This window comes from Klebsiella sp. BIGb0407 (genome assembly GCF_024807845.1).
Taxonomy (GTDB): Bacteria; Pseudomonadota; Gammaproteobacteria; order Enterobacterales; family Enterobacteriaceae; genus JGM124.
This window is the reverse complement of the sequence record NZ_JANUEQ010000010.1, coordinates 122,430-148,542: the sequence shown is the minus strand read 5'-3', so window position 1 is coordinate 148,542 and position 26,113 is coordinate 122,430. Positions and strand designations below refer to the sequence as shown.

Genomic DNA, 26,113 nt, shown 5'->3' with positions numbered 1-26,113 from the left:
AGATGAACACGACTATTGCACAACAAATTGCTGACGAAGGCGGTGTAGAGTCTTATCTGCACGCTCAACAACATAAAAGCCTGCTGCGTTTTCTGACTTGCGGCAGTGTTGATGATGGTAAAAGTACCCTGATTGGGCGTCTGCTGCACGATACCCGGCAGATTTATGAAGATCAGCTCTCTTCCCTGCATACCGACAGTAAACGTCACGGGACGCAAGGTGAGAAACTGGATCTGGCTTTGCTGGTGGATGGCTTACAGGCTGAACGCGAGCAGGGTATTACTATTGACGTTGCCTACCGCTATTTTTCCACTGAAAAGCGTAAGTTTATTATCGCGGATACGCCAGGGCATGAGCAGTATACCCGTAATATGGCGACGGGAGCCTCGACCTGCGAACTGGCAATCTTACTGATTGATGCCAGAAGAGGTGTACTGGATCAGACCCGCCGTCACAGCTTTATTACCACTTTATTGGGTATTAAGCATCTGGTTGTCGCGGTGAATAAAATGGACTTAGTTGATTTTAAAGAGTCCAGATTTGAAGAGATTAAACAGGATTATCTGAACTTTGCTCAACAGCTGCCTTCAGACCTGGATATTCGCTTTGTGCCACTTTCGGCCCTCGAAGGGGATAATGTTGCCAGCCCAAGTACCACGATGCCTTGGTATAGCGGTCCAACGTTACTAAGCGTACTGGAAACAGTAGATATAGCGCGGGATGTTGACCAACAACCTATGCGCTTCCCGGTTCAGTATGTTAACCGCCCGAACCTCGATTTTCGCGGCTATGCGGGTACTCTGGCATCCGGAACAGTGTATGTCGGTCAGCGAGTGAAGGTTTTACCTTCAGGGGTGGAGTCATCTATTGCTGAGATTGTCACCTTTGATGGCAAACTTGAGAACGCAATCGCTGGCGAAGCGATTACTCTGGTACTGAAAGATGAAATAGATATCAGCCGTGGAGATTTACTGGTTGATGCCGGACAAAAACTTGAGCCGGTGCAAAGTGCTAAAGTTGATGTCGTATGGATGGCCGAGCAGCCGCTGAAACCCGGTCAGGGCTATGATATCAAGATAGCTGGGAAGAAAACCCGTGCCCATGTTGATGCTATAGAGTATCAGGTAGAAATTAACTCTCTGACCCATCTGGAGGCGGACAGTTTACCGCTCAACGGCATTGGCCTGGTCAGTCTGACCTTTGATGAGCCTTTGGTGCTGGATACTTATCAGCAGAACCCGGTGACCGGTGGACTTATCTTTATCGACCGTTTGAGCAACGTCACAGTCGGTGCAGGTATGGTTCGCGAACCTCTGAACAGCGTTAAGCAGACACCCGCAGAATTTAGCGCCTTTGAGCTAGAACTGAATGCTTTAGTGCGTCACCACTTCCCACACTGGGGTGCGCGCGATTTGCTGGGAGGAAAGTAATGGCAAGCCATGATGATAATGTCGTCTGGCACGCCCATGCCGTGACGCGAGAGCAGCGTGAAGCCCTGCACCAGCAACGTGGTGCCGTGCTGTGGTTTACCGGACTCTCGGGTTCGGGAAAATCGACCGTTGCAGGCGCGCTGGAAACGGCATTGCATGCGCGTGGTATCAGCACTTACTTACTGGATGGCGATAATATTCGCCACGGTTTGTGTCGCGACTTAGGCTTTAGTGAGAATGACCGTAAAGAGAATATCCGTCGGGTGGGTGAAGTCGCTAAGCTAATGGTGGATGCCGGACTCGTGGTATTAACCGCCTTTATTTCACCCTACCAGGCTGAACGCCAGCTCGTTCGTGAGTTAATTGGTGACTCAGATTTTTACGAAATATTTATCGATACGCCATTGGAAATTTGTGAATCACGGGATCCAAAAGGTCTTTATAAGAAGGCAAGAGCCGGAGAATTAACCAATTTTACTGGCATTGATTCTGCTTATGAAGCTCCTGAAAATCCTGAGTTGCATCTTGCGGGTGAACAATTAGTAACAAATTTAGTGACTCAAATATTAGATCTGTTACGTGGTAAGGATATTATCAATCTCTGAATCCTATCTGGGGGTATAATGCCCCCAGACATCAGAGTTACGAATACGCTATGCGCAACAGCTCGAATTATTATATTTCTCTGGCTGATTCAAGGCCTACGCCTGAAGAGAAAGCCTGGTCAGTACCCGGAGCCTTTATTGGCTTTTTGTCGTGGTTACTGGCTCTTGGTATTCCATTTTTGTTGTATGGCCTGAATACTCTGTTTTTCTTTCTTTACACTTGGCCATTCTTCCTCGCACTGATGCCATTATCGGTGGTCATCGGTGTTGCCATGTATTCTTTGTCCGGCGCTAAACTGGTGTTCAGTGCTCTGACAACCTTAGTGCTGGTTGGGTTGATGTTTGGTGTCTTGTTATTTTGGTTATTAAACTGACCAGTTCATAAAAACCTCGTCCTCGTCTACTATTATCAGCGAAATGCGCTGCAAACGCGCATCACTTCGCGTTCTGTGATAAATTTCACCGCAATATAGTGGGTACCCTTGTTCCCCTAGTGGAGTCAACAAAAGAGTTGTGGGATGATTGTGCCGTTTTTCAGGGGGCTGGATGGGTAAATTAACGCTACTGTTGCTGTGTCTGCTGGCTTGGTTCCAGTATTCACTGTGGTTTGGGAAAAACGGTATCAACGATTACACCCGGATCAGTGAAGATGTCACGGTGCAACAGGCGACTAATGCCAAGTTAAAATCGCGTAACGATCAGCTGTTTGCTGAAATTGACGATCTTAACGGCGGGCAGGAAGCGATTGAAGAACGTGCTCGCAACGAATTAAGCATGATTAAACCCGGTGAAAATTTCTACCGTCTGGTTCCGGATGCCTCTAAGCGCGCCTTGAATAATGCAGGTGCCGGGCAAAATAATCGATAATTCTCTACAAGTGAAAGGCATGCGCAACTCCTCTCAGGATATTATTGCCGTGGTTCCGGCTGCAGGTATTGGCAGCCGTATGCAAGCGGAATGTCCTAAGCAGTATCTAAAAATTGGTAGCCAGACGATTCTTGAGCACTCTGTTGCGGGTTTGCTGGCGCATCCACGTATTGGCCAGGTCATCATCGCTATCAGCCCGGACGATCAATTCTTTTCATCGTTACCTCTTGCTGTTAATCCACGCGTTACTGTCGTAACCGGGGGCCAGACGCGCGCTGATTCGGTGCTGGCTGGTTTACAAGTGACGGGTGACGAGAAATGGGTACTGGTACATGATGCCGCACGTCCCTGCTTACATCAGGATGACCTGGAGCGTTTACTGGCTATTACTGCTACCAGTAAAGTTGGCGGTATTCTGGCAGCGCCTGTACGTGACACCATGAAACGTGGCGAGCCTGGTGCCTTGCTTATCGCTCATACCGTGGAACGAGAAGCCCTGTGGCACGCTCTGACCCCGCAGCTGTTCCCACTGGAGCTGTTGCGCAGCTGCCTGCTACGTGCGCTGAATGAAGGTGCCACTATCACTGATGAAGCTTCAGCGCTGGAATATTGCAGCTTTCATCCTCAATTAATCAGTGCCCGTGCCGACAATATTAAAGTAACTCGTCCTGAAGACCTGGCGCTGGCGGAATTTTATCTTACGCGGTTAACCCAAACGGAGAATCTGTAATGCGTATCGGACATGGTTTTGACGTTCATGCTTTTGGCGGCGAAGGTCCCATTGTGATTGGTGGGGTTCGTATCCCGTTTGAAAAAGGGCTGATTGCCCATTCAGATGGCGATGTTGCTTTGCATGCGCTTACCGACGCCTTGCTTGGGGCTGCTGCTTTAGGTGATATCGGTAAATTATTCCCTGATACCGATGCGGCTTACAAAGGAGCGGATAGCCGTGAGTTACTGCGCGAAGCCTGGCGCCGTATTCAGGCGCGTGGTTATACCCTGGGTAACGTTGATATCACCATTATTGCTCAGGCACCTAAAATGGCACCGCATATCCCACAGATGCGCGTCTTTATTGCCGAAGACCTGGGTTGTCATATGGACGATGTGAACGTGAAGGCAACGACCAGTGAAAAACTGGGCTTTACCGGCCGAGGCGAAGGCATTGCTTGTGCTGCCGTGGCGTTATTACAGAAGGCTCCCCAGTAATGGATATGCAAAATCTGACCTGGTTGCACGGCAAGCCATCCGGTAGCGGAGTGATTAAAGCCAGTCCGGAAGATTTCCTGGTGACCGAAGATTTAGGTTTTGGTCCCGATGGTGATGGCGAACATTTGCTGCTGAGAATACGTAAAAAAGGCTGCAATACGCGTTTTGTGGCTGATGCTCTGGCTAAGTTTCTTAAAGTGCATGCCCGTGAGGTGAGTTTCGCGGGTCAGAAAGACCGGCATGCGGTCACTGAGCAATGGTTCTGCGTCCGCTTACCTGGCAAAGAGATGCCAGATATGAGCACCTTTAAGCTTGAGGACTGTGAGGTTCTGGAATATGCCCGCCATCGTCGTAAATTACGGCTCGGGGCATTAAAGGGGAACGCTTTTAGTCTGGTTTTGCGCAATATCAGTGATAGCTATGATGCTGAAATACGTTTGCAAGCAATCGCGAAAGTGGGCGTGCCGAACTATTTTGGTTCTCAGCGTTTCGGTATCAATGGCAATAACTTACAGCAAGCATTGCGCTGGGCACAAAGCGATGCGCCTCTGCGTGACAGAACGAAACGTAGTTTTTGGTTATCTGCGACGAGAAGTGCTCTGTTTAACCATATTGTCAGCACCAGACTGGCAGAAAAAGAGGTTAATCAGATTATTGAAGGGGATGCGTTGCAGCTCGCTGGCCGCGGTAGCTGGTTTGTGGCGACGGCTGAAGAACAAAATGTGTTACAAGCGCGTGTTGATAACGGTGAGTTATTAATCACGGCCTCGTTACCCGGTGATGGTGAATGGGGTACTCAGGGCACAGCTCTGGCTTTTGAACAAGCTTGTGTAGCCGAAGAAGAGGTTCTGTTAGGCCTGCTAAAGCGTGAGCGCGTTGAAGCTGCACGTCGTGCCATTCTGGTTAAACCCCAGGAACTTCAGTGGCACTGGCAGGATGATACTACCGTTGAACTGAAATTCTGGTTACCTGCGGGGAGCTTTGCCACGAGTGTCGTACGCGAACTAATTAACACCGGCGGTGAAGAGATTAATATTTCTGAGTAATGACTATCCTGCCTGCCGAAAGATTAACGGTATCAGACCTTTGATGACAAATATGCGGATAAGCGCCTTTTCTCAGGGCATTATCCGCAAGCGTGATGCACTGGCTCTGGTTTTCCTCAAGATGTACATCTCATGTCCTGATCCTTCCTGCGCTGGCGGTGGTGCATCCGATGCTGTTGGTTTAGAATGTGTAACCATTAAACCGGACAATAATTAGAGCTCTCATACGGTTTTTAATTAAAAGAATAATGGGATGTTGTCTCGATGAGAATTTTGCTGAGTAACGATGATGGTGTGTATGCGCCAGGTATTCAGATTTTAGCTAGCGCATTACGTGAATTTGCTGAAGTACAGGTTGTTGCTCCAGACCGAAACCGGAGCGGGGCGTCGAACTCACTCACGCTCGAATCGCCGTTACGGGCGACGACACTGTCTAATGGTGATATATCGGTTCAGATGGGAACGCCAACAGACTGTGTCTATCTCGGGGTTAATGCTCTGATGCGCCCCGGGCCAGATATTGTTGTCTCCGGGATTAACGCAGGCCCTAATCTCGGCGATGATGTTATCTATTCCGGGACCGTTGCCGCTGCTATGGAAGGGCGCCATCTCGGATTCCCGGCTCTGGCGGTATCGCTAAACGGACATCAGCACTATGAAACTGCTGCGGCGGTAACTTGCTTCCTGTTACGCGCTCTGGTTCGTGAACCGCTGCGTACTGGTCGCATTTTGAATATCAATGTTCCGGACCTACCGCTCGATCAAATCAAAGGCATTCGCGTTACTCGCTGTGGTAGCCGTCATCCGGCAGATCAAGTTATTGCTCAGCAGGATCCTCGCGGACATACGGTTTACTGGATTGGCCCTCCCGGAAATCAACTTGATGCTGCGCCTGATACCGATTTTGCCGCGATAGATGACGGCTATGTTTCGGTGACACCGCTGCATGTCGACTTGACCGCACATCGTGCGCATGAGGTGGTCACTTCCTGGCTGGCCAAAGCCGGAGTAGAAACCCAATGGTAAGTCGTCGCGTACAAACACTCCTTGATAATCTACGTGCCCAGGGCATTAAAAGTGAGCAGGTGCTTAGCGCGTTGGCCCAGGTTCCGCGTGAGAAGTTTGTGGATGAAGCCTTTGAGCATAAAGTCTGGGAAAACACCGCGTTACCTATTGGTTCTGGACAGACTATCTCGCAACCCTATATGGTGGCACGGATGACCGAGTTACTGGCGCTGACACCACAGTCAAGAGTACTGGAGATTGGCACCGGTTCAGGTTATCAAACCGCTATTCTGGCAAATTTAGTCGAGCATGTTTGTTCTGTTGAGCGAATAAAAAGTCTACAATGGCAGGCACGACGTCGTTTAAAACAGCTTGATTTACATAATATTTCTACCCGGCATGGTGATGGCTGGCAAGGCTGGCAGGCGAAAGCCCCTTTTGATGCCATTATCGTCACCGCCGCACCATCAGAGATTCCGGTTGCCTTACTCGGGCAGCTTGCTGATGGCGGTATCATGGTGTTACCGGTTGGAGATGAGCAACAGGTATTAAAACGTATCCGTCGTCACGGAGAAGAATTTTTAGCTGACACCATCGAAGCGGTGCGTTTTGTACCCTTAATTCGTGGTGAACTGTCATAAATTTGGCATCAGCAGTTGAAACCTGTCAGGTTTAATCAAGAAAAACTGGCATGTTTTTCCTCTGCTTTTGTATAGTGCTTTTATACATATATACCCGGCATCCTTCACGTTGATTGCTGGTGTAGAGCTTAGAAGTCGTGTTTTAGTTCGCAGGTTCCATCAGGCAACTGAAACTGGTCGGGTATATGTCATTGTTTTTATTTCGGGGGATACATGAGCGCGGGAAGCCCAACTTTTTCTTTACGCCGGGTGGCGATGTTAACACTTGGAAGCCTGTGGCTAGTGGGTTGTACGAGTAATAACACGCAAGCGCCGATCAGTTCCGTTGGCGATAATAATCATCGCGCAGGTTCCTCTGGCGGGAGTTTGCTGGTCACCAAACCACCCACAATGTCCTCATCAGTGCCACAGCCTCAGATACAGAACGTACAGCAGCCTGTGATACAAAGCCAGCCAGTACAAAGCGCGGCATCAGTTCCTGTGCAAACGCAGAATGGCCGTATCGTTTATAACCGTCAGTATGGCAACATCCCGAAAGGAAGTTATACAGGTGGAAATAGCTATACCGTCAAGCGTGGCGATACCCTTTTTTATATCGCCTGGATTACTGGGAACGATTTCCGTGATCTGGCACAACGCAACAACGTCTCAGCGCCTTATAATCTTGAAGTAGGACAAACATTACAGGTTGTTAATGCATCAGGTGTTCCTATTACCGGTGGTAATGCGATTACTGCCGCGGATACACGTGATCAAGGGGCGATTAAACCTACTGCGCAAAATAGCAGCGCGGTGGTTGCGTCCGGACCAACTATTACGTATTCTGAGAATTCAGGTGAAAATAAAGTTAACACCTTGTCGCCAAGTAATGGATCTATGCTCCGTCCGGTTACTGCACCGGTTACTGCGCCAGTGGTTAACAACTCCGAACCGACCGTCAGCAGTACTTCCAATAGTGCCGCAATTTCTTCGTGGCGCTGGCCTACTGACGGTAAAACTATCGAAACTTTTGCTGCTACCGAAGGCGGTAACAAAGGGATTGATATTGCAGGTAGTAAAGGACAGGCCATTGTCGCGACCGCCCCAGGGCGCGTGGTATATGCCGGTAATGCGCTACGCGGTTACGGTAATCTAATTATCATAAAACACAATGATGATTACCTGAGTGCCTACGCCCATAATGATAAAATGCTGGTCCGGGAACAAGAGGACATCAAGGCGGGGCAGAAAATAGCTACCATGGGTAGCACCGGTACCAGTTCGACACGTTTACATTTTGAAATTCGTTACAAGGGAAAATCCGTAAACCCGCTGCGTTATTTGCCGCAGCGATGAATCGCAAAACATCCATTTTTGTTTTTGCTTAGGGATCACGGGTAGGAGCCACCTTATGAGTCAGAGTACGCTGAAAGTTCACGAGTTAAACGAAGACGCGGAATATGATGAAAATAGCATTGAGGTTTTTGATGAAAAAGCCCTTGTAGACGAGGACTCCAGTGACGGCGATATTTCGGATGACGAACTATTGTCGCAAGGGGCAACCCAGCGTGTGCTGGATGCCACTCAGCTTTATCTTGGGGAAATCGGTTACTCGCCGTTATTAACAGCAGAAGAAGAAGTTTACTTTGCTCGTCGTTCTTTGCGTGGTGATGTTGCGTCACGCCGGAGAATGATCGAAAGTAATCTGCGTTTGGTGGTAAAGATCTCTCGTCGTTACAGCAATCGTGGTCTGGCACTGCTGGATCTGATTGAAGAAGGGAATCTTGGTTTGATTCGCGCTGTTGAAAAATTTGATCCGGAAAGAGGATTCCGTTTTTCAACTTATGCGACCTGGTGGATTCGTCAGACGATTGAACGGGCAATTATGAATCAAACCCGCACAATACGTTTGCCGATTCATATAGTTAAAGAACTGAATGTCTATTTACGTACTGCACGTGAACTTTCTCACAAGCTTGATCATGAAGCGAGTGCGGAAGAGATAGCACTGCAGCTTGACAGACCAGTTGATGACGTAAGTCGAATGCTTCGCCTTAATGAACGTATCACTTCGATTGACACTCCACTGGGTGGGGATTCTGAGAAGGGTTTGCTGGATATTCTGGCAGATGAAAGAGATAACGGACCAGAAGAGGCAACACAAAGCGATGATATGAAAGAAAGCATCGTGAAGTGGTTGTTTGAGCTGAATGCCAAACAGCGTGAAGTATTGGCGCGTCGTTTCGGTTTGTTAGGTTATGAAGCAGCAACGCTTGAAGATGTGGGTCGTGAAATTGACTTAACGCGTGAACGTGTTCGCCAGATCCAAGTTGAAGGCTTACGTCGTTTACGTGAAATATTGCAATCACAGGGATTGAGTATCGAGGCATTATTCAGGGAATAAAAGATTAAAGCGAAAAAGGCGGTGATTCCAAATCACCGCCTTTTTCTTTTTCTGAAATCTAATCCCGCTTATTTTGTCAGGCTTTTCAAACGGTAAATCCACTCAAGTGCCTGACGTGGTGACAAACTATCCGGATCCAGCGTTTCCAGAGCATCCAGTGCCGGTGAGGTTTCTTCGGCAACGCTCAGCAGAGACATCTGGGTACCATCCACCTGACTGGCTGCCGCGCCGCCTGAAATACTCTCCAGTTCACGCAGTTTCTGCCGCGCGCGTTTAATCACCTCTTTTGGTACACCCGCCAGAGCCGCTACCGCCAGACCATAGCTTTTACTGGCTGCACCATCCTGCACGCTGTGCATAAAGGCAATGGTTTCCCCGTGCTCCACCGCATCCAGATGGACATTCACTACGCCTTCCATTTTTTCTGGCAGGGTGGTTAGCTCAAAGTAGTGCGTGGCGAATAAGGTCAGAGCCTTAATACGATTAGCAAGATTCTCCACACAGGCCCAGGCCAGGGATAAACCATCATAGGTCGAGGTTCCTCGTCCTATTTCATCCATCAGAACCAGGCTATGTTCGGTAGCGTTATGTAAAATATTTGCTGTTTCCGTCATCTCAACCATAAAGGTTGAACGACCAGACGCCAGGTCATCCGCAGCGCCGACACGGGTGAAGATTCTGTCAACCGGGCCAATTTCTGCTTGCTCAGCAGGTACAAAGCTTCCTATATAGCTTAGCAGCACAATCAGCGCCGTTTGTCGCATATAGGTACTTTTACCGCCCATATTAGGGCCGGTAATAATCAACATTCTGCGCTGAGGCGACAAGTTGAGTGGGTTGGCAATAAAGGGTTCGCTGAGGACCTGCTCAACCACAGGGTGACGGGCTTCGGACAGTTTAATACCCGGTTTATCGGTAAATACCGGGCAGCTGTAATTCAGCGCATCGGCACGTTCTGCCAGGTTAACCAGCACATCCAGCTCGGCCAGTGCAGCGGCACTTTTTTGCAGGGCTTCCAGATGGGGGAGCAGCAAGTCAAACAGTTGCTCATATAACTGCTTTTCCAGCGCCAGCGCTTTGCCTTTGGACGTCAGAACTTTATCTTCGTACTCTTTCAGCTCAGGAATAATATAGCGTTCAGCATTTTTCAGCGTCTGGCGACGAACATAATTAATCGGTACCTGATGACTCTGCCCGCGGCTGACCTGAATATAGTAACCATGAATCGCATTAAAGCCGACTTTTAAGGTGTCCAGCCCCAGCCTCTCGCGCTCACGAATTTCCAGACGATCAAGGTAGTCGGTGGCACCATCGGCCAGGGCCCGCCACTCATCCAGCTCTTCATGATAGCCCGGAGCGATAACCCCGCCATCGCGGATCAGTACCGGCGGAGCCTCAATAATGGCATGTTCCAGTAGTTCGCGCAGCTCGGCAAACTCGCCCATCTGCTGGCGTAATGCCTGTACTGATGCGGGTTTAATCTCTTCCAGCACGGTATTTAACAGCGGCAACTGCTGGAAAGCGTATCGCATACGCGCCAGGTCGCGTGGCCGGGCGGTACGCAATGCCAGACGGGCCAGGATACGCTCTAAATCCCCAACCTGACGCAGCGTCGGCTGAATTTCACTGCTGTAATCCTGCAAGGCGCTAATCGCCTGCTGACGCTGGGTCAGCACGCTGATATTACGCACCGGAGAATGAAGCCAGCGCTTTAACATCCGGCTGCCCATTGGCGTTACGGTGCGGTCGAGTATTGAGGCCAGGGTGTTATCCGTTCCCCCGGACAGATTCTGCGTAATTTCGAGGTTACGACGCGTCGCGGCATCCATAATAATGCTGTCTTGCTGACGCTCCATCATCACCGAACGAATATGGGGCAGGGAAGTACGTTGAGTATCTTTGACGTACTGCAGTAAACAGCCCGCAGCACAGAGCGCATGGTGGGCGTTTTCCACACCAAACCCAGTCAGGTCGCGCGTACCGAATTGCAGGATCAGCTGCTGACGCGCGGTCTCTATTTCAAACTCCCACAGCGGACGACGGCGTAACCCGCGACGTCCTTCAATCAGACTCATCTCTGCAAAGTTTTCGGCATAGAGCAATTCAGCGGGATTAGTGCGCTGCAATTCCGCTGCCATGGTCTCTCTGTCTTGCGGCTCGGTCAGCAAAAAACGGCCGGAGCTGATATCCAGCGTCGCATAACCAAACCCACTCTGAGTATGCCAGACGGCGGCTAACAGGTTATCCTGGCGCTCTTGCAGCAAAGCTTCATCGCTGATGGTACCCGGAGTCACAATACGCAGCACTTTACGCTCAACCGGCCCTTTACTGGTAGCCGGATCGCCCACCTGCTCGCAGATAGCGACTGACTCACCCTGCTGTACCAGTTTTGCCAGATAGTTATCCGCGGCATGATGCGGGATCCCCGCCATCGGAATAGGCTCACCCGCAGAAGCACCGCGCTTGGTCAGCGAAATATCGAGCAGCTGAGATGCTCGCTTTGCATCATCATAAAACAGCTCATAGAAGTCACCCATCCGGTAGAACAGCAGAATATCCGGGTGCTCGGCTTTCAGACGCAAGTACTGCTGCATCATGGGGGTGTGTGAATCCAGATTATCTATTTTACTCATTAGCTTATAATATCCATTTAATTGATTTTTAATGAGTTAGTGATGTTTTTTATTCTCATTACGTATCACGTTGTCTCATTGGAACTCATGAAATCCTACATTTAAATGTAGGTTAAAGTGTAGCTTGTATACGTACGCCCTGGTAAAATATAACTACAAACAGCGAAACCTACATTTCGTTTCATCAATACGCAGCAAGCATGATAACGGAGTATTTATGGCAGGAAAACAAGAGGCCAAGCCACTATCGTTTAAAGCGATAGAAATGATGAAGCCAGGCGACAAAGATAAGGCAGATGTCGGCGAAAATCGTGGCCTACGCATCTCATGCGGTGCTACCGGGGTTAAGTCTTTTTTCTACCGCTACACGAGTCCTCTGACAGGTAAACTTGCTCAGGTTAAAATCGGCAACTTTCCACAGATATCTCTATCGGTCGCACGTACTAAACTCAACGAGTTAAAGCTTCTCCGTCAGGATGGTCGGTGTCCTGCTTCTGAACTCAAGCAAGATAAACTCCAGCGTGCGATTGAAGCTGAACAGGCTAAGATCCCTGAATTGACCATACAGGGATTAGTTGAACTGTATCTTACTGAACGTATTGAGGATCGTAAAACGAAGGACGGAAAAATTACTCCTGGTGCCAGAAAACTGAAAGGGCAAGCGGAAGTTCGTCGCACTCTCTATAGTGATGCTGTTAAAAGCTTAGGGACACGAAATGCTGCTGAGATTACACGTCGGGATGTCATCAATTTAATTAATGGTATTGTAGCTCGAGGTTCAAAAGTACAGGCTGGTAATGTTCTGAGGGAGCTGTCACTTGCATATGAGTTTGCTATTGGCCTTGGACGTTTTGATGATAGTTTTGCTAATCCGGCATTGTTAGCAAAATCCAGTTTACGGCAAACCAGAATCAAGCTTACAAACGGTCGTGGAACAAGGGTATTAAGCAATGATGAGCTTGCTAAATTCCTTAAATGGCTTCCGGGCTCAGCTTATACGCCAACGATCAAAAACGTGTTACGTCTGACTCTCTGGACCGGGTGTCGTACCGGTGAAGTCTGCAATATGGCATGGAAGGATGTTGATCTTGAAAAAGGCACTATTCATCTGCGAGAAACCAAAACAGGGATAGGGCGCTACGTACAGTTATCTGATCAGGCAATCGACTTTCTCAAAGTACTACGACTTAACTCCGACAAATATCTGTTTCCTTCGCAAGCTACTAAGAAGCCTATACAGCAGAAGTATCTAACTGAAAACTCATGGCGTTTACGTCAAAGTGGTCAAATGCTTGATATACCTCGTTGGACTCCGCACGATCTGCGCCGTACAGTGAGAACAGAGTTATCTCGTTTACAGTGTCCAAATGAGGTGGCTGAGACCATATTAGGACATACACGTGGTGGTATTGAAGGAATTTATAATCGGTACACGTATGACACCGAGTGCAGGGAATGGTTACAGAAGTGGGCAGATCATATGGAAACCTTGGTTTGATACATCAAAACGTGATTTCTTCATTTATTGCAAAATAGTTGGTTGTTTATATAGAACGCACTGATTTGTATGCGGTGACAAGCTATATAAAAGTGTTGTTGTTAATATCGCGGATAAGTAACCGCATGATATCTCCGATTGAGCGACGAATGTATAGTTACACAGGGAGGTAAAGATACAAAAAGATACTACCCTAAATCATTTTTCTTGATCGTAAGCGCCGTTTTTAATAGTTCTTTTCTTTTATCTGCAGGTAGTGATTTGTAGATCTCAAGCAATAGGTTGAGGTCTGTACTTTCAATTGATTGCGTGTTTTGTTTGATCATTTCTTTTTCATCCGAATTCAAAATAATCTTAAATGCATCAATGTGATAGAGGTCTCCGCGTTTGTTAGGATTCTTCTTGCGAAGCTGGGGGTTGAGTGTGGTTACAGATTCTAAACGCACTCTAACTCCTTTGGCTGTCGTTGGGATATCCATATCTGCATAATCAGGATAGCAAGCTGCATTCTCGGCTTTTTCTTTGCCAATTCTTGCTAGCTCACCACTTGTAAACCATTTACTTTGTTCGTTATTAGCTTCTAATGGTAACTTTTTATTAGTCATAATAATTTTTAAATTTCATAAATATCATATATATACAATAACCACACCAGGAAAATCATAAGATAGTAAAGATACTTATTGATAATTCCCTTTCATTGGTTTCTAATATGAATGGAATTAAACAGTGGAGTTATTACTGTGTCTAACAGTGCAGCATCTCAAAAAAGACCTCGAAAAGGAAGCTCATCGGATTGGCATCGTGCTGATATTGTGGCCGCCTTGCATAAAAAAGGGGTTACGTTAGCTCAGTTATCTCGCGAGCATGGGCTTTCCTCCAGGACATTAAACAATGCGTTAGAAAGGGCATATCCTAGAGCTGAGCAGATTATTGCGGCGGTTATCGGTACTGTGCCTGAGAAAATATGGCCAAGTCGTTATGTCAATAAACTGTCATCGGGCAGTACTAATGATGAATGAGATCAGCCTGAATACTTGTGATTGTATTCCTGTGGTTTTTTAAGTCATATCAGCTAGAAATATTGCAAGGCAATATCATGAAAGAAATTTAATTCATTTAATTGAAGGGGCTATCATGTCTATAAAAAATAAATTGCAGAAAATTCGAGAAGAAAATGAGGCAAAAGGATTAAATGATCCGGCTTTATTTAAGGAGCGTTTACTCAATGGGAGCTTTGGATTAACGAAGATTTTTTGGCTATTTTGGTTTACTCCTATCTTGTTACTTAATATCTGGGAAGCGTTGAGTGGTAGTACTGGCACGATATTACGGCTCGATATTATTACCTTGGTGTGGAGCACACTTTGTTTATTCTTTGTGAATAAGACGCAGGGAAATAAAGTCTGGAAAGTTGTTGCTTTGATTGTCATTGCATTGGATATAGTACTTTCCATATTAGCTTTATCAACTCTTTTCTAAGGATGGTGTGGTATGTTAGGGAAATTAGGATTATTGGCAGGTATTGGTGCCATGTTAGGGATATTAGTAGGGTGTGATACAAAGACTCCAAATTGTAGCGGTGAGGAAACACAGGCGCTTGTCCATCAAATTGTACAAAAGGAGTTAGTTAAAGCCTACCCCAACGTGCCACAGGATAAGTTAAATTCATTGCAAATTAGTTTAAATGCGATACGAACCCAGTCTCATAATGCCGAAAGAGATAGCTACTCCTGTGCAGCTAATTTGACGTTTTCGAGATTTGGGCAGAATAATTCAACGCCTATCACTTATACCATTGAGAAAGTGGATAATGGGCAGCATTTTTATGTTCAGGTATATGGTCTTTAATTAAAATATGCACCGGGGCTGGATAAAAATTTCTTGCCCCTTCATTTTTATCCTCTCTGCGCTTTTATCTCTTCTTAATAATGAATTAATTATTAGCCTAACATATTGATTATAAAATATATGATTTCTTTTGTGTGTGTTCTTAGTGTATAATGGTGACAGTGGCATGTATTATCCATTTTAGCCATGCATCATGTAATGACACGATATTTCCGTTCATATGTTTAAAAAGGAATATTAATGACTATTATTCAGTCAGGACTTCGCTTGCCCATTAGTCCAGTATTAGAAACATTTCTGTTATCCGAAATTAAACAATCTCACCCTGCCAAATCATCAGCGAATGCCATTGTTTTTAACTTCCATGATCCTGATTATTCCCATGAAAGAGGGGGCTATCATCCTGTCGAGATACGTCTCTTTCAGTTAGATAATACATGGCATTATGACTACATCACTGATTTTTCATATATGGGAGTTATTTATCCTGAGCTTGAGAAAGAATTCGATATATGCTGGCCTCAAGGTTATATTTATCATATTGCTTTGGGAGATATTGATGAGCGAGAAGGCACTGAATTCTTCACTTTATGGCAGAAAAACTTTATTGAATATTACAAAATGGGTTGTTACTCGGTGAAAACCGAATGGCAGCAAGATTAATACTAATTTAGTGAATGATTAGTCTTATATAGTAAAAATCGAATAAGCACGGAAATTTCCTCCACCAGCGCTGGTGTGTTTATTCATTATCACAAAGAAAGCAACCTTAAAGTGACGATGATATGACGCAACCTGCTCTCTCTCCTGCCAAGCAAGGCCACCTTGATGGTTTATGTGGCATCTATAGTATTGTTAACGCCCTCAGTTGGCTCTATGGTAAGGGTTTACGTCGCCGTAGACTTTTCCGCTATTTGCTCGAACAATATAATCAGCATTGGTCTGTATTGGATTGCATGACAGACGGCATTAGCCAAATTGAGATGGATTATTTGCTCAGTATCGTAACGGGGTATAATGCTAAAACAAAAGCATTGAGTACTACCATGCCCTTCCGCTATCAGAGAAGACTAAATAGCCAGAAAATCTTACAAGCCTGCCAGCAGTTTTTAGATGATTCAGGTGGTAAATGTGCGATTATTCTGTGTGATCAGTATCACTGGTCAGTTATTACCCATATTACTGATACACAGGTATGCTATTTTGATAGTTGCGAACAACAGGTAATTGAACGCGATAAATTTATGCTTAAGGCTCATGCGCGGCGTACTCAGTTGATACCCTCCGCAATATATTTGTTGAAGATATGTGAAAATAGCTAATATATTAATTTATAATCTTATTAAACATAAAGGTCTAGGTTTTTCTATAAAATAAACCATAATGCTGAGATCCAGCATCCTTATTATGGCAATAGATGAAGATAAGTGCTATATAGGATGCTAGTTGAACAGGTTAATCATTTTTTAGTGTTGTTTTTAGCTATTATATTCAAAACGTTAGTGGTGTTCAATATATTTTCTACATCATCCTCTGTCCATTCATCATTTTTCTTTGATTTATTGCTAATTAATATTGGTTTTATTTTTTTATTTTCAATTAATGTGGATTTAATGTCCTCTTTATTATTACTATCCTTATTTTTATACGCATAACGCCAGGTGGTTTTAAATGCTTTGATCAATGATTTAATGTCTTTGTTCTGTGGTGTGACAATTTGAGTTATATAGTAATAATTAATAATATCAGCAATAGATTCATTGAAGTTTCGGGCTAGATGTTTTTGCTTTGTAAGCATATCGAGATGGCCAAAATGTACACATATTTCTCTTAGCCGCATGTTTACCTCATCATCTATATTAAAGATCATTTGAGGTCCAAAATCCTGTTCTAAATTTTTACGACTCTTTTCTTTTCGTTCTGATGCAGGTGATTTATTTGTTTTTTTATTACTCATGATGATAACTCCATAATATTGTTCGTTGACTGTAACTATTAGATTTTTCGATTTGTTTACAGTATGAAAATGAGCTTTCAGAATATCTCGGTAAAGAATCGAACACAATGAGTCGGATTCTTTTTGGGCTTGAAATCCTAATGAGTCTGGAGAGATAAGCCGGACTTTTTTGATTTAAAAGTTCCAGTGAGTCTGACGCAATGAGTCTGACTCATTGAGTCAGACTCATTAGGAGGTGTTGGTTAGAACCCACGGCGGAGGCTTTTGATGCCACGGCGGGTACTTTTGATGCATCTGTCCACTATTTTTGCACTTTTATTACCCTCCGAAAAAGGCAGTAACTTCGATCTTGTAAATGAAAAATCCGACTCATAATGAAGAGGATTTCGCTCATGAAATCACAACAAATTTTGCGCATTAAAGAGGTTATTGCGCGTACAGGTCTATCAAGAGCAACAATCTACCGTCAAATGGCATGTGGGCGGTTTCCTCAATGCTTTTCTTTAACCGGAGAGGGCGGGCGAGCCGTTGGTTGGCTTGAGGAATCAGTCAATGGTTGGATTCAATCATGCTCGGGAGGGCTTTGATCATGCCTCTCTATAAGCCTGCTACAACCCCCTATGATCAGATATCAGATACTACGGGGATAAAGAATGAAGGTAGTGATAGCTTAAGGTTGGATAATTTGGGTTTATCAATTCCGATTAATGATCAATCTGGTAATCATCCAATGACACACCGATTTGATAAATTAAGTGTGGTAGGTAATGTTGAAAATATTCATTTAGAAGATCTTTACGATATGTTAAGAAGATTAAAAAGTGATGATTTTTATTGTATTAGGCATGGTAAAACCACGTGTCAGCATATTAAGGAATTATACTGTTACCAAGTTGTAATAAATTCCCGGATTAATAAAAAGCAAGTTTTGGTTATTTATTACAAACCTACGAAAAAAGACTTCAAAGCAGCTAATGGATATGAAGGTCGAGGGGCTATAAGATTAGAAATTAGTCCTCAACATTTCTTAGCTGAAGATATAACAAAGTTAATTGTATATTTAGGGAAGAAGAATCGTTTAGGAAAGCATATTTATCAGTTTATGAAGAAGGCATGGATAACCCGTATTGATTATGCTTTAGATATCTATTCTATGCGGCTTTCTGATTGTCATATTGGCTTTAAGGCTTCACGCGATGGTAAGCATTATCCGAATAATGGAGAGTTACAGGGACTACGACTCGGTAGTCCCGAGTCAGAGTATCACATGGCTTGTTATGAAAAATTAGATGTTGGTGATGATCTTGAATCCTTGAAAGCATTGGATGATGAAAAATTAGAAATGATAATCTCTAATTGGTGTGATAATAAAGATTATCGGCAATTTTTACGGCTTGAAGTGCGTTATAAACCGAAAGGAAAGAAGCTTCTGTTACGTGAGCTTCATAATTTGCATAACTTGCTGGAAAGGATACAGTTCTATAGAAAGCCATTAATGATAAAAGGGCTCGATTTAAATTACGAGGAACTACTATCACGTTTAACGTTACCAGAATTACGTATATATATTCAGGATACCAACCCTTATAATGCTAAAAGTCTATTGAAACAGCTTGATAATAGCCTGAAAAACAATCGTGTAGACGTTTTTAATAAGGATGAAATATGGTGTGGCTTGCATTTATTGATCGGTAAGTTAGGCATTTTAGGAAAACCACAGTACTGGGGGGCAGAAAACCGGAAGAAATGGTTGTTGAAACAAAGAATACATACCAGAGGGAGTGTAATACCCAGGAGAATGATTATTTAATCGCACATGAGAGGCACTCCTGAACTCTGGAGTGCCATTCATTTATAAGCCTAGGTAGTGGATGAACTTTCAGGAGGTAATAAATATTACCGTATTTTTTGTAATCAATAATAGGCTACTAGGATATAGATAGGTATATCTCTCTACCAATATATATAAGCATGGTAAGCATCTTATGCTTATGAATCTGGATGTGTACCATCTGATGCTGGCAATCAGCATCATAATGTTATGATCATATATAGCTATAGTATTGGAGAGGAAAAACTCACCTGACCCTGAAACTACTTGATAGGTATGTCTATATATCTTCTGGCATGCACCTAGGCATCATTCTGTGATTTAAGTATTCTCTGAGATTACTATGTTTTTTTGGGGCTAGCTGAGCTAGGTAGTCTCAGTTTTTTGTACGGAAGTAATTAAGTTTACTCAATAAATTGGATAAACTTATATGAAACCTTACTGCACTAAAGATAACATCCTTGTTACTGAGGAAACGCTGGGATTGTTTAAAAAAACAGTATTTTCTATCCCTTTTGATAAAACAGCTTGCGGATATAAGAAACAAGGTTATTACCGGAGTATTGCACTATTTCTTCAACATCTAATTTGTTCGGCAACAGTGAGCCGAAATAGCAAAAATAAAGCGCGATTTAAAGGTAATAAAAAATGGACATATTCAGTGCCTTTTCCTTATGAACTTGGGGTGAAAGTCTGTCCTGAGGCGTTCAAAGCCTCAAGAGATTTAGGATATGAACGTGCGCTTGAAAAATTAGTTGAAGCAAAGATTATTAAAATAGTCGAAAAGTCTAGGATGAAAAAATTATGCAGGGAATTTGCACTGTCCAAAATATTTTTAAAGAGCCTATTTCCTGAGGAACGGAATAATTACCTTAAACGTGATGATAGACATACATATTTGACCAATATCTTTGGCAAACGGAACACAGAAGGTACATTAGAACAATTTTTTAACCAACGCAAAGGTGTACTTGGCATCCCCAAACATGAAATAACAAAACGAGATATTCCTTCAGATGAGCTGCGTAGTACAGTAAAGACTGTTTATAGCCAGCTTGAACCTTTGAATATTAATATCGATAAGTTGATCAATTTTTGCCAAAAGAACCCAACAGTAAAGAATGCAGGATACTACACTCGTTTTATTTCTCATTTATGTGAGGTTGGTGTTGAGGTTATATCATCTCAACCATTAATAGTAGCATACAGACAAGCCTACAAGATTGCTAATATTGGTAGCCGTTCATTTGAAATAGGGACAGGATTTCAGTATTTACCTAGTAAGATGAAGTGGGCATGTCTTGAGCAAGGATTTAACTATGATATTAAAGGTTGTCAGTTAGAGATACTTAAGCAGGAGCTTAAGTATTATGGGATTAATACAAAAATATTATCCGTACTTGAGACTGATTTCATTAAGCGTAAACTCGGAATAGATGATGAGTTAGTGAAAACAGTCCGTTTTAGTACCATTTTCAATGCGGGTTCTGTGAGTTGTTCTCCCCATAGTTCGTTATATAAAAAGCTGAATAAATTTTATCATGATAAGGATGTCATGTTGTTTCTTAAACGTTGGAAAAAGGCAACTAAAGCATTAAAAAGGGGGCTTGAAGAGCTTGCTGAATGTTATCTCCGTAATGGTACTAAAAATCGTCACGGACTATGTGTCAGGAATGCTGTAGGGCAAACATTCAATTGTACATACAAAAAATCCAACGATGGACAGAGCAAAAAATGGCGTAGTGATGTGATGAGACGTAAGTTATTGGCTCATATGATTCAAGGATTGGAGAGTAGGGCAGTATATGACTATGTTAGCTCACACAAAGGAGTTTGTGCGCTTGAGCACGATGGTTTTGTGAGTTTGCATAAACTCGCAGATGATGATTGGAAACACCCTTATTTGGAGATTGTATTGAAGCATAGCTGTTAATTTTAAAAGTTGTATGAAGGCATATACCATTAAATCGTATGTGATTTAGCTAGTCGACGGTCTAACGTCGTTCTTGGCGTTAACTCAGGTGTGTCAGCTCAGACTTATGCTGACAGGTTCTGTTGAAAGAACACAACTATGCCTGACAGTCTGGTCTGAGCTGGCGCGGGAGGTCATAACTTTCTGTTTATGAAGATTAAACGAAAAATCTAAAGTGTTAATTAATGGGGAGCAGGTCACAAGTCTTAATCGAATCCCACATATGAGATATCTGAAGTGGTCTTTTTTGGCCGATGATACGACCTTTGTCCTACGGTGACATGTTCATACTCTAATCTCCTTCAATGTGGGAGATTTGAGTATGTTTGTCCTTTATGAGCGAAGAGAAGGCATTCACAGCATGATGAAGTCATTACTTAAAACGTGGTGTATTAAACAACAGGAAGCAGGTCAGTAGGCTATGATGCTAAGCACATGGTGGAGGTAAAGGTATTGATGGGAATTGTTCTTGGCACCGCTACCCAAGAATTCGTCTACTTTACCCCGATAATGAACTTGAATTCTCCGCGCAAAGAAGGAGGGATTCAGGCTGGCAGTGCTGCTCAGTGTGGTAGGTGCATGGATGTACGGTACATCGCGTTTTATTTGGCAAAAGCCAACGTAAACAACCTCGCTCAGGTATATGGCTGGTACGCCATGCGGATCTGAGCATCATCCGCACGGCCTGCGTGTTGCTTTTCGTGCCGGGGCACTCAGAGTGTTTTTGACCGATGAGGGTTACTTCTATCAAAATCCTGACGAATTATTAGTTTCTTCAACGTTCGAACATATGGGATTGCTTTTCGAAACTTATTGAGGGTCTGCGGCATTTTTACTCTCGCCATCGCATTCCGGAATGGAGCAAGCGAAGCGGAAACGTGCGGGTAACACAGTTGCCGGAGACGTGTTACGCTGTCTGAAAGCTAATCATTTATCTGCTGCATTATCCAATGGTGATTGTCTTCTCGTGGCTGATGGATAGATGGCTGCCAGCCAACTGGTCGATTGTGTATGTGCTGATTGATTTCGTGATTGGCATGGCGGCGGGTGCGCTCTATTACATGATCATCAAGCGTTCAAGCATTGCTTCGATGCTGTTCGGCCTAAAGCCGAAAGCGAAGAAAATCGCCATGCCGCTGGAAGCGCGGATGTAAATTTGAAACAAGCGAGATAATTGCGCAAAATTAACGCGCATTGCACACGATATCGCAACAAATCCTCAACGGTACAACTTCGAACTCCCGCTCAACTGGTTGATCTTCTTCTTCGACCCAACCTAACCCATTGCCACCAACTCAATATGTTCGCTCGACGTGCTGGCGATGCGTTCACCATTTTCCGCGTATGCTTTGCATGACTGTGCCAAGCGCTAAAAGGCATGGCGAAAATCTCGCTGTCCGCGCTGCTCACCTGCTGCAACTCGCGCAGATAATTGCCTTCCGCCAATAACACCGGCAGCGGTGCAACAATCACGCCGAGATAATTGACGCCATCCGATCGCCATTGATCTGCTCCGACTAAATTCCCTATCAACGTTCCAAAACTTATGCCGATAACACTTGCAGCATTCATTACTAATTCGGCGGGCAACTGATGATCGATCACGATAGTGCAGCGAAGGGCGCAAATTCGAACAAGAAGTCATGGCGCTAGATAATGTGATTTCCTGCTACAGCATCGGTGGCTATGCGGATTTCTTATTACAAGTAGTTGCCGCAGATATAGGTGCGTATTCGGATTTCGCGATGTCGGTGATTCGCCGATTACCTAGGATTAAAGAAATGCAGAGTATGTTGGTGTTGAAGGAGATAAAGTAAGTTGCGGTTTAGCCTTTATTATGAATAATTGGTTATTATAATTCTCTCATGAAGGAATATATTGTGTTGAGCAACAAAAATAAACTTATTATCCAAGTTGTAATATTCATATTTCTGATGTTTTTCCTGTACATGAAACTAAGCGAAGGAGATTTTTCAAATGCAACAGTTGCAGTGCTCATTGCGGCAATGGTTTATCTTTGGTCATACCCTAATCATTTGAATTATCTTGTTTATTTTTCTTCTCGCGCTAGCTTTAACAGAAAGATTATTACTTCTTTTAAAGCTTACAACAAGGAGAAAGACTTTCAAGATTTGCTTGTTCAATTAAATATTGCAGTTAAAAAATATTTCAATAAAGTGGGTTTAACTAGAGATTTCATCGAGATATCGTCACCTATTGAGTGTGCTGCATTACTTTTAGCTATGCAGGGTGAGAAAAATCCATTCACAATACAACCAAATCTAACCGTCTCTGATTTTAGAAATATATCATGTAAAGCAGCAAAATATAATTTGTATAGATCTGCTCTATTGTCTAGCTCATTAAATAACTTGAATTATAACGTTAAGGATAACTTATCAACGATTGATGATACAACTTATCAAGTTGCAGATGATCTTAAAAAATACTCTGACGATAATTTTAATAAAGCGCTACAGACTACTGAAAACGATGAAATGATTGTTTTTAGTACAACATCCCAAGTGTCCTCTGACATAATTAATTTACTGAGGCATAATAATACAAATATTAAAAAGATTTCATTTTTTATATGTAGCCCCTTTGTTAAAACGGATTCAGCAATTTCGAATATGTTCACGGAATACAGAAATCCTTTCTTTGCCACGCCTGTAGGTCAATTTATTATCAACTCTGATGGAGAGGTCGATGAAAAATTAGATGTCATTAGGCGTGTTATGAAAATAATTAGTTCGATTAGTAGTCTCGTTGAATTATCTAGGACTGGAGGAGTTGAAGTAAATGTTAATGTTTTCAGGGATTTTTATCCTGGCGTAAAAATAAAGATCCTTAAAAACAAAAAATTCATGCAAATTCAGCCCGGGAATTTAACCTATGCAAATAATCTATATAGGTTTGGTGTTGAGGTTGAATCCTCGTCATTGTTTGATGATGTAATGCAATCAATCAATTCTTACACATCATTAAATGAAAAAGTGCAAAGACTCAGTTTGAATGAAAATGAACTTGTTGATTTTAAAAATAAAGCCCTATCTGAGTTAAGTCTTTGGTTGTTGGAACAAAAGGTTTTACCTGAAGAATTACTAGCCAATAAGAATAGATTAACGACTAGCATTGATGACGCTCAGGCATCTGAATGGATAGATTCAATTGTTGAATCTATTTGTTATTCTAGATATTGTTCTAAGATTCCCTTAAACAAAACAGTAAAAGATAGCATTGAATCTTTTTCAGCTCACTATGATAGTAGCAATACCGCAGGAATATATATAGGTTCTAATGAATACAAGAATCAGTATCATATTACAGTAGCTGCAATGTTCATTAATGAAGATAAGATTCTACTAATAAAGAAGTCTGATTCAGCGTATAATCATAGATTTAGTATTGTAGCTGGGCATCTTGAAAATGGTGAAAACCCTGATGATGCTATTGTAAGGGAGGTTAAGGAAGAGTTAGGTATAGATTTTTGCAATTATGAATATCTAAAAAAAGAATGTGGTGTAGAAGATCGGTGTAGACATGGTTTGGCGCTACATGACTGGTATATTTATTTATCAAACGAGTTTATTGATATTGAAGTTTTGAAATTTGACAGAACAGAAATTGAATCTCTGGAATGGATTTCCTTAAGTGAAATTGAGAGCGTGAAAGATAATTTGACTGAAGGTGCATATTTGATATTTAAACGATTGGGATATATCCATGAATAAAATCATCATAAGGCTACCAGGTGGTGGGCGGATAAAAGATAAGCATCAAGCTCAAGATGTGTCTTGGTGGAGTTATAGAAATTTCCATATAGAGCCTGATTTTTATTTAGGTATTTCTAATGTTTTAAAATCCAATCCGGAATGCACATTTTATATAGTTTCAGGTGGTGTTGGTGCATTTATGTATACCAATTTATCTAAAGTTCTCAATAAGAATGGCAAGATTACGTCTGCTATCGGTTGTGATATTGTAAGTACTCTACATAAAATTATCATCAACAATTTAGTTGAAAATGATGTGAACGTTTGTCCATCAGAGGTCGATTTGGAAAACTTAATGGATTTTAATAAAGATGAGCATGCATGCTATTTTATTAGACCAAATCCTAACATTCTCTCCACTGATAGCCTTGCCGCCAGCATAGCGCCAATAGTCGATGCCGATCTCATTCTCTTCATAAAGGAAGGTGTACCCACATATCATGTGGGGTTTGACAGTCCTACAAAAATAACTGAATGGAGCATTGAAAATATTAGGCAGAAGTCTGAAGGTGTTTCAGGGAACTATTTATTGGACTCTGAAGCTTTAGATATTTTAGAAAGGGATATGTTGAAATCAATAATTATTCCTCCAGAACTATTATCTGATTTTTCATACAATAAACAGCATTATGGGTTTGGAAGTAAAGATAATTACACGGAGCTTAAATATGATCTATTCTAATATTGATATTATTAAAAAGATAAATTCTGGTTCTATATTTATTGCTAACCATTCTGATGAATGCATGAGGCCATCTAGTTATCTGCTTAGAATTGATAAAAAAGTTTTCCGGATGAAAAAAACTGAGTCATTTATAGATACTAAACACACAGATACTTCAGTGTTTTTTGATGAGATTGACTTGGACGATACTGGATTGATAATTCATCCTGGGGAGTTTATATTAGCATCATCAGTCGAAATGATTTCATTGGATCATACAATTTGTGCCGAACTTTACCAACTATCTTGCTATGCTCGTATAGGTCTTGGCGTTAATTTTAGCTCATGTCATGTTGCGGCATCTTTTGGTGAAAATGAACCATCATCAATTACTTTTGAAATAATTAATAACTCTTGCAACTCAATAAAAATATATCCGGGTGTCAAATTTTGTCATTTAAGATTTCATGATCATGTCACACCAGCTACTAAGACTTATAATGGAATATATTCAGGGAAGAAGGAAGCGATGCCTGCTAATTTTGCTTTGAAGCCTGCTAGATAGTTTTTGGAGTCATAAGTAGGGCTGTTTAGACTATTCAATAACCAGCCTTACTTATTTTTAGTTCCAATAATTATATTATTGCCCCTAGCTAAATCTCATCTTCCGCCTCATAATTCCTTAACTCAAACCCTTGATTTGTACTAAGCTCAGTATATTAAAAGGGAGGATGCTGCTGATGGT

27 protein-coding genes and 2 pseudogenes are annotated in these 26,113 nt (G+C 42.9%); 25 read left to right on the top strand and 4 right to left on the bottom strand.

Annotation, left to right across the window (positions count from 1 at the left end):
• The first annotated feature begins 2 nt into the window (after positions 1–2).
• The 11 genes from cysN to rpoS all read left to right on the top strand — a co-directional run bounded on the left by cysN (position 3) and on the right by rpoS (position 9,186).
• Positions 3–1,430: a sulfate adenylyltransferase subunit CysN gene (gene cysN, locus M2387_RS23095; RefSeq protein WP_259052917.1), complete on the top strand. Its 1,428-nt coding sequence runs from the start codon at positions 3–5 to the stop codon at positions 1,428–1,430.
• Complete coding sequence (gene cysC, locus M2387_RS23090; protein ID WP_259052916.1) at positions 1,430–2,035, top strand: adenylyl-sulfate kinase; 606 nt, start codon at positions 1,430–1,432, stop codon at positions 2,033–2,035. Before cysN ends, cysC begins: the two co-directional genes overlap by 1 nt.
• Positions 2,036–2,085: 50 nt before the next feature.
• Positions 2,086–2,409: a DUF3561 family protein gene (locus M2387_RS23085; protein WP_259052915.1), complete on the top strand. Its 324-nt coding sequence runs from the start codon at positions 2,086–2,088 to the stop codon at positions 2,407–2,409.
• Between the two features lie 172 nt (positions 2,410–2,581).
• Entirely contained in the window at positions 2,582–2,902 is a 321-nt protein-coding gene (ftsB, locus tag M2387_RS23080; RefSeq protein ID WP_259052913.1) for a cell division protein FtsB, read from the top strand.
• A 19-nt stretch (positions 2,903–2,921) separates the two neighbouring features.
• Complete coding sequence (gene ispD, locus M2387_RS23075; protein WP_259052912.1) at positions 2,922–3,632, top strand: 2-C-methyl-D-erythritol 4-phosphate cytidylyltransferase; 711 nt, start codon at positions 2,922–2,924, stop codon at positions 3,630–3,632.
• Entirely contained in the window at positions 3,632–4,111 is a 480-nt protein-coding gene (ispF, locus tag M2387_RS23070; protein WP_259052911.1) for a 2-C-methyl-D-erythritol 2,4-cyclodiphosphate synthase, read from the top strand. Before ispD ends, ispF begins: the two co-directional genes overlap by 1 nt.
• A complete protein-coding gene (truD, locus tag M2387_RS23065; RefSeq protein WP_259052910.1) occupies positions 4,111–5,157 on the top strand; it encodes a tRNA pseudouridine(13) synthase TruD in 1,047 nt (348 codons plus the stop codon). Before ispF ends, truD begins: the two co-directional genes overlap by 1 nt.
• Before the next feature lie 264 nt (positions 5,158–5,421).
• Positions 5,422–6,183, top strand: coding sequence for a 5'/3'-nucleotidase SurE (gene surE, locus M2387_RS23060; RefSeq protein ID WP_259052909.1), 762 nt, complete (start codon positions 5,422–5,424; stop codon positions 6,181–6,183).
• On the top strand, positions 6,177–6,803 hold the full coding sequence (locus M2387_RS23055; RefSeq protein ID WP_259052908.1) for a protein-L-isoaspartate(D-aspartate) O-methyltransferase: 627 nt from the start codon (positions 6,177–6,179) through the stop codon (positions 6,801–6,803). Before surE ends, M2387_RS23055 begins: the two co-directional genes overlap by 7 nt.
• 213 nt (positions 6,804–7,016) lie before the next feature.
• On the top strand, positions 7,017–8,138 hold the full coding sequence (gene nlpD, locus M2387_RS23050) for a murein hydrolase activator NlpD (protein ID WP_259052907.1): 1,122 nt from the start codon (positions 7,017–7,019) through the stop codon (positions 8,136–8,138).
• A gap of 55 nt (positions 8,139–8,193) precedes the next feature.
• Positions 8,194–9,186, top strand: coding sequence for an RNA polymerase sigma factor RpoS (gene rpoS / locus M2387_RS23045; protein ID WP_259052906.1), 993 nt, complete (start codon positions 8,194–8,196; stop codon positions 9,184–9,186).
• Between the two features lie 68 nt (positions 9,187–9,254).
• Here rpoS and mutS read toward each other — a convergent pair whose 3' ends face one another.
• Entirely contained in the window at positions 9,255–11,819 is a 2,565-nt protein-coding gene (gene mutS / locus M2387_RS23040; RefSeq protein WP_259052904.1) for a DNA mismatch repair protein MutS, read from the bottom strand.
• Between the two features lie 217 nt (positions 11,820–12,036).
• Between mutS and M2387_RS23035 the strand changes: the two genes are divergently transcribed.
• Complete coding sequence (locus M2387_RS23035) at positions 12,037–13,317, top strand: tyrosine-type recombinase/integrase (protein WP_259052903.1); 1,281 nt, start codon at positions 12,037–12,039, stop codon at positions 13,315–13,317.
• 188 nt (positions 13,318–13,505) lie between these two features.
• Here the strand turns inward: M2387_RS23035 and M2387_RS23030 are convergent, their stop codons facing one another.
• On the bottom strand, positions 13,506–13,922 hold the full coding sequence (locus M2387_RS23030; protein ID WP_259052902.1) for a hypothetical protein: 417 nt from the start codon (positions 13,920–13,922) through the stop codon (positions 13,506–13,508).
• A 138-nt stretch (positions 13,923–14,060) separates the two neighbouring features.
• Between M2387_RS23030 and M2387_RS23025 the strand changes: the two genes are divergently transcribed.
• The 5 genes from M2387_RS23025 to M2387_RS23005 all read left to right on the top strand — a co-directional run bounded on the left by M2387_RS23025 (position 14,061) and on the right by M2387_RS23005 (position 16,490).
• Positions 14,061–14,339: a helix-turn-helix domain-containing protein gene (locus M2387_RS23025; protein WP_259052901.1), complete on the top strand. Its 279-nt coding sequence runs from the start codon at positions 14,061–14,063 to the stop codon at positions 14,337–14,339.
• A 115-nt stretch (positions 14,340–14,454) separates the two neighbouring features.
• Positions 14,455–14,799, top strand: coding sequence for a hypothetical protein (locus M2387_RS23020; RefSeq protein ID WP_259052900.1), 345 nt, complete (start codon positions 14,455–14,457; stop codon positions 14,797–14,799).
• A gap of 12 nt (positions 14,800–14,811) precedes the next feature.
• Positions 14,812–15,168 carry a hypothetical protein gene (locus M2387_RS23015; RefSeq protein ID WP_259052899.1) on the top strand — a complete coding sequence of 119 codons (357 nt, stop codon included), beginning with the start codon at positions 14,812–14,814 and terminating at the stop codon, positions 15,166–15,168.
• 240 nt (positions 15,169–15,408) lie between these two features.
• On the top strand, positions 15,409–15,831 hold the full coding sequence (locus tag M2387_RS23010; protein WP_259052898.1) for a DUF2787 domain-containing protein: 423 nt from the start codon (positions 15,409–15,411) through the stop codon (positions 15,829–15,831).
• A gap of 122 nt (positions 15,832–15,953) precedes the next feature.
• Positions 15,954–16,490: a hypothetical protein gene (locus M2387_RS23005; protein ID WP_259052897.1), complete on the top strand. Its 537-nt coding sequence runs from the start codon at positions 15,954–15,956 to the stop codon at positions 16,488–16,490.
• Positions 16,491–16,627: 137 nt separating this feature from the next.
• Here M2387_RS23005 and M2387_RS23000 read toward each other — a convergent pair whose 3' ends face one another.
• Positions 16,628–17,125, bottom strand: coding sequence for a hypothetical protein (locus M2387_RS23000; protein WP_259052896.1), 498 nt, complete (start codon positions 17,123–17,125; stop codon positions 16,628–16,630).
• Between the two features lie 392 nt (positions 17,126–17,517).
• Here M2387_RS23000 and M2387_RS22995 point away from each other — a divergent pair, with 392 nt between their 5' ends.
• The 4 genes from M2387_RS22995 (at position 17,518) to M2387_RS22980 (ending at position 22,082) form a co-directional block, all read left to right on the top strand.
• A complete protein-coding gene (locus M2387_RS22995; protein WP_259052895.1) occupies positions 17,518–17,712 on the top strand; it encodes a helix-turn-helix transcriptional regulator in 195 nt (64 codons plus the stop codon).
• A gap of 2 nt (positions 17,713–17,714) precedes the next feature.
• Positions 17,715–18,935: a hypothetical protein gene (locus tag M2387_RS22990; protein ID WP_259052894.1), complete on the top strand. Its 1,221-nt coding sequence runs from the start codon at positions 17,715–17,717 to the stop codon at positions 18,933–18,935.
• Positions 18,936–19,386: 451 nt separating this feature from the next.
• On the top strand, positions 19,387–20,889 hold the full coding sequence (locus M2387_RS22985; RefSeq protein WP_259052893.1) for a hypothetical protein: 1,503 nt from the start codon (positions 19,387–19,389) through the stop codon (positions 20,887–20,889).
• Positions 20,890–21,878: 989 nt separating this feature from the next.
• Positions 21,879–22,082, top strand: coding sequence for a hypothetical protein (locus M2387_RS22980; RefSeq protein WP_259052892.1), 204 nt, complete (start codon positions 21,879–21,881; stop codon positions 22,080–22,082).
• A 122-nt stretch (positions 22,083–22,204) separates the two neighbouring features.
• On the opposite strand, the pseudogene M2387_RS22975 reads toward M2387_RS22980, so the two are convergent.
• Positions 22,205–22,557, bottom strand: a pseudogene (locus tag M2387_RS22975) (DUF2000 domain-containing protein).
• Here M2387_RS22975 and M2387_RS22970 point away from each other — a divergent pair.
• The 4 genes and pseudogenes from M2387_RS22970 to M2387_RS22955 all read left to right on the top strand — a co-directional run.
• A pseudogene (locus tag M2387_RS22970) lies at positions 22,542–22,745 on the top strand (Lrp/AsnC ligand binding domain-containing protein); the annotation flags it as partial. The pseudogenes M2387_RS22975 and M2387_RS22970 overlap by 16 nt on opposite strands.
• Positions 22,746–22,808: 63 nt before the next feature.
• Entirely contained in the window at positions 22,809–24,662 is a 1,854-nt protein-coding gene (locus tag M2387_RS22965; protein ID WP_259052891.1) for an NUDIX hydrolase, read from the top strand.
• On the top strand, positions 24,655–25,386 hold the full coding sequence (locus M2387_RS22960; RefSeq protein ID WP_259052890.1) for a hypothetical protein: 732 nt from the start codon (positions 24,655–24,657) through the stop codon (positions 25,384–25,386). Before M2387_RS22965 ends, M2387_RS22960 begins: the two co-directional genes overlap by 8 nt.
• Complete coding sequence (locus M2387_RS22955; protein ID WP_259052889.1) at positions 25,373–25,933, top strand: dCTP deaminase; 561 nt, start codon at positions 25,373–25,375, stop codon at positions 25,931–25,933. The genes M2387_RS22960 and M2387_RS22955 overlap by 14 nt, the downstream gene beginning before the upstream one ends.
• The last annotated feature ends 180 nt before the right edge of the window (positions 25,934–26,113 follow it).

Bases quoted from the DNA above. Each gene is read 5' to 3' on its own strand.
- cysN (WP_259052917.1), top strand. From the start codon at position 3: ATGAACACGACTATTGCACAACAAATTGCTGACGAAGGCGGTGTAGAG.
- cysC (WP_259052916.1), top strand. From the start codon at position 1,430: ATGGCAAGCCATGATGATAATGTCGTCTGGCACGCCCATGCCGTGACG.
- M2387_RS23085 (WP_259052915.1), top strand. From the start codon at position 2,086: ATGCGCAACAGCTCGAATTATTATATTTCTCTGGCTGATTCAAGGCCT.
- ftsB (WP_259052913.1), top strand. From the start codon at position 2,582: ATGGGTAAATTAACGCTACTGTTGCTGTGTCTGCTGGCTTGGTTCCAG.
- ispD (WP_259052912.1), top strand. From the start codon at position 2,922: ATGCGCAACTCCTCTCAGGATATTATTGCCGTGGTTCCGGCTGCAGGT.
- ispF (WP_259052911.1), top strand. From the start codon at position 3,632: ATGCGTATCGGACATGGTTTTGACGTTCATGCTTTTGGCGGCGAAGGT.
- truD (WP_259052910.1), top strand. From the start codon at position 4,111: ATGGATATGCAAAATCTGACCTGGTTGCACGGCAAGCCATCCGGTAGC.
- surE (WP_259052909.1), top strand. From the start codon at position 5,422: ATGAGAATTTTGCTGAGTAACGATGATGGTGTGTATGCGCCAGGTATT.
- M2387_RS23055 (WP_259052908.1), top strand. From the start codon at position 6,177: ATGGTAAGTCGTCGCGTACAAACACTCCTTGATAATCTACGTGCCCAG.
- nlpD (WP_259052907.1), top strand. From the start codon at position 7,017: ATGAGCGCGGGAAGCCCAACTTTTTCTTTACGCCGGGTGGCGATGTTA.
- rpoS (WP_259052906.1), top strand. From the start codon at position 8,194: ATGAGTCAGAGTACGCTGAAAGTTCACGAGTTAAACGAAGACGCGGAA.
- mutS (WP_259052904.1), bottom strand. From the start codon at position 11,819: ATGAGTAAAATAGATAATCTGGATTCACACACCCCCATGATGCAGCAG.
- M2387_RS23035 (WP_259052903.1), top strand. From the start codon at position 12,037: ATGGCAGGAAAACAAGAGGCCAAGCCACTATCGTTTAAAGCGATAGAA.
- M2387_RS23030 (WP_259052902.1), bottom strand. From the start codon at position 13,922: ATGACTAATAAAAAGTTACCATTAGAAGCTAATAACGAACAAAGTAAA.
- M2387_RS23020 (WP_259052900.1), top strand. From the start codon at position 14,455: ATGTCTATAAAAAATAAATTGCAGAAAATTCGAGAAGAAAATGAGGCA.
- M2387_RS23015 (WP_259052899.1), top strand. From the start codon at position 14,812: ATGTTAGGGAAATTAGGATTATTGGCAGGTATTGGTGCCATGTTAGGG.
- M2387_RS23010 (WP_259052898.1), top strand. From the start codon at position 15,409: ATGACTATTATTCAGTCAGGACTTCGCTTGCCCATTAGTCCAGTATTA.
- M2387_RS23005 (WP_259052897.1), top strand. From the start codon at position 15,954: ATGACGCAACCTGCTCTCTCTCCTGCCAAGCAAGGCCACCTTGATGGT.
- M2387_RS23000 (WP_259052896.1), bottom strand. From the start codon at position 17,125: ATGAGTAATAAAAAAACAAATAAATCACCTGCATCAGAACGAAAAGAA.
- M2387_RS22995 (WP_259052895.1), top strand. From the start codon at position 17,518: ATGAAATCACAACAAATTTTGCGCATTAAAGAGGTTATTGCGCGTACA.
- M2387_RS22990 (WP_259052894.1), top strand. From the start codon at position 17,715: ATGCCTCTCTATAAGCCTGCTACAACCCCCTATGATCAGATATCAGAT.
- M2387_RS22985 (WP_259052893.1), top strand. From the start codon at position 19,387: ATGAAACCTTACTGCACTAAAGATAACATCCTTGTTACTGAGGAAACG.
- M2387_RS22980 (WP_259052892.1), top strand. From the start codon at position 21,879: ATGGTGATTGTCTTCTCGTGGCTGATGGATAGATGGCTGCCAGCCAAC.
- M2387_RS22960 (WP_259052890.1), top strand. From the start codon at position 24,655: ATGAATAAAATCATCATAAGGCTACCAGGTGGTGGGCGGATAAAAGAT.
- M2387_RS22955 (WP_259052889.1), top strand. From the start codon at position 25,373: ATGATCTATTCTAATATTGATATTATTAAAAAGATAAATTCTGGTTCT.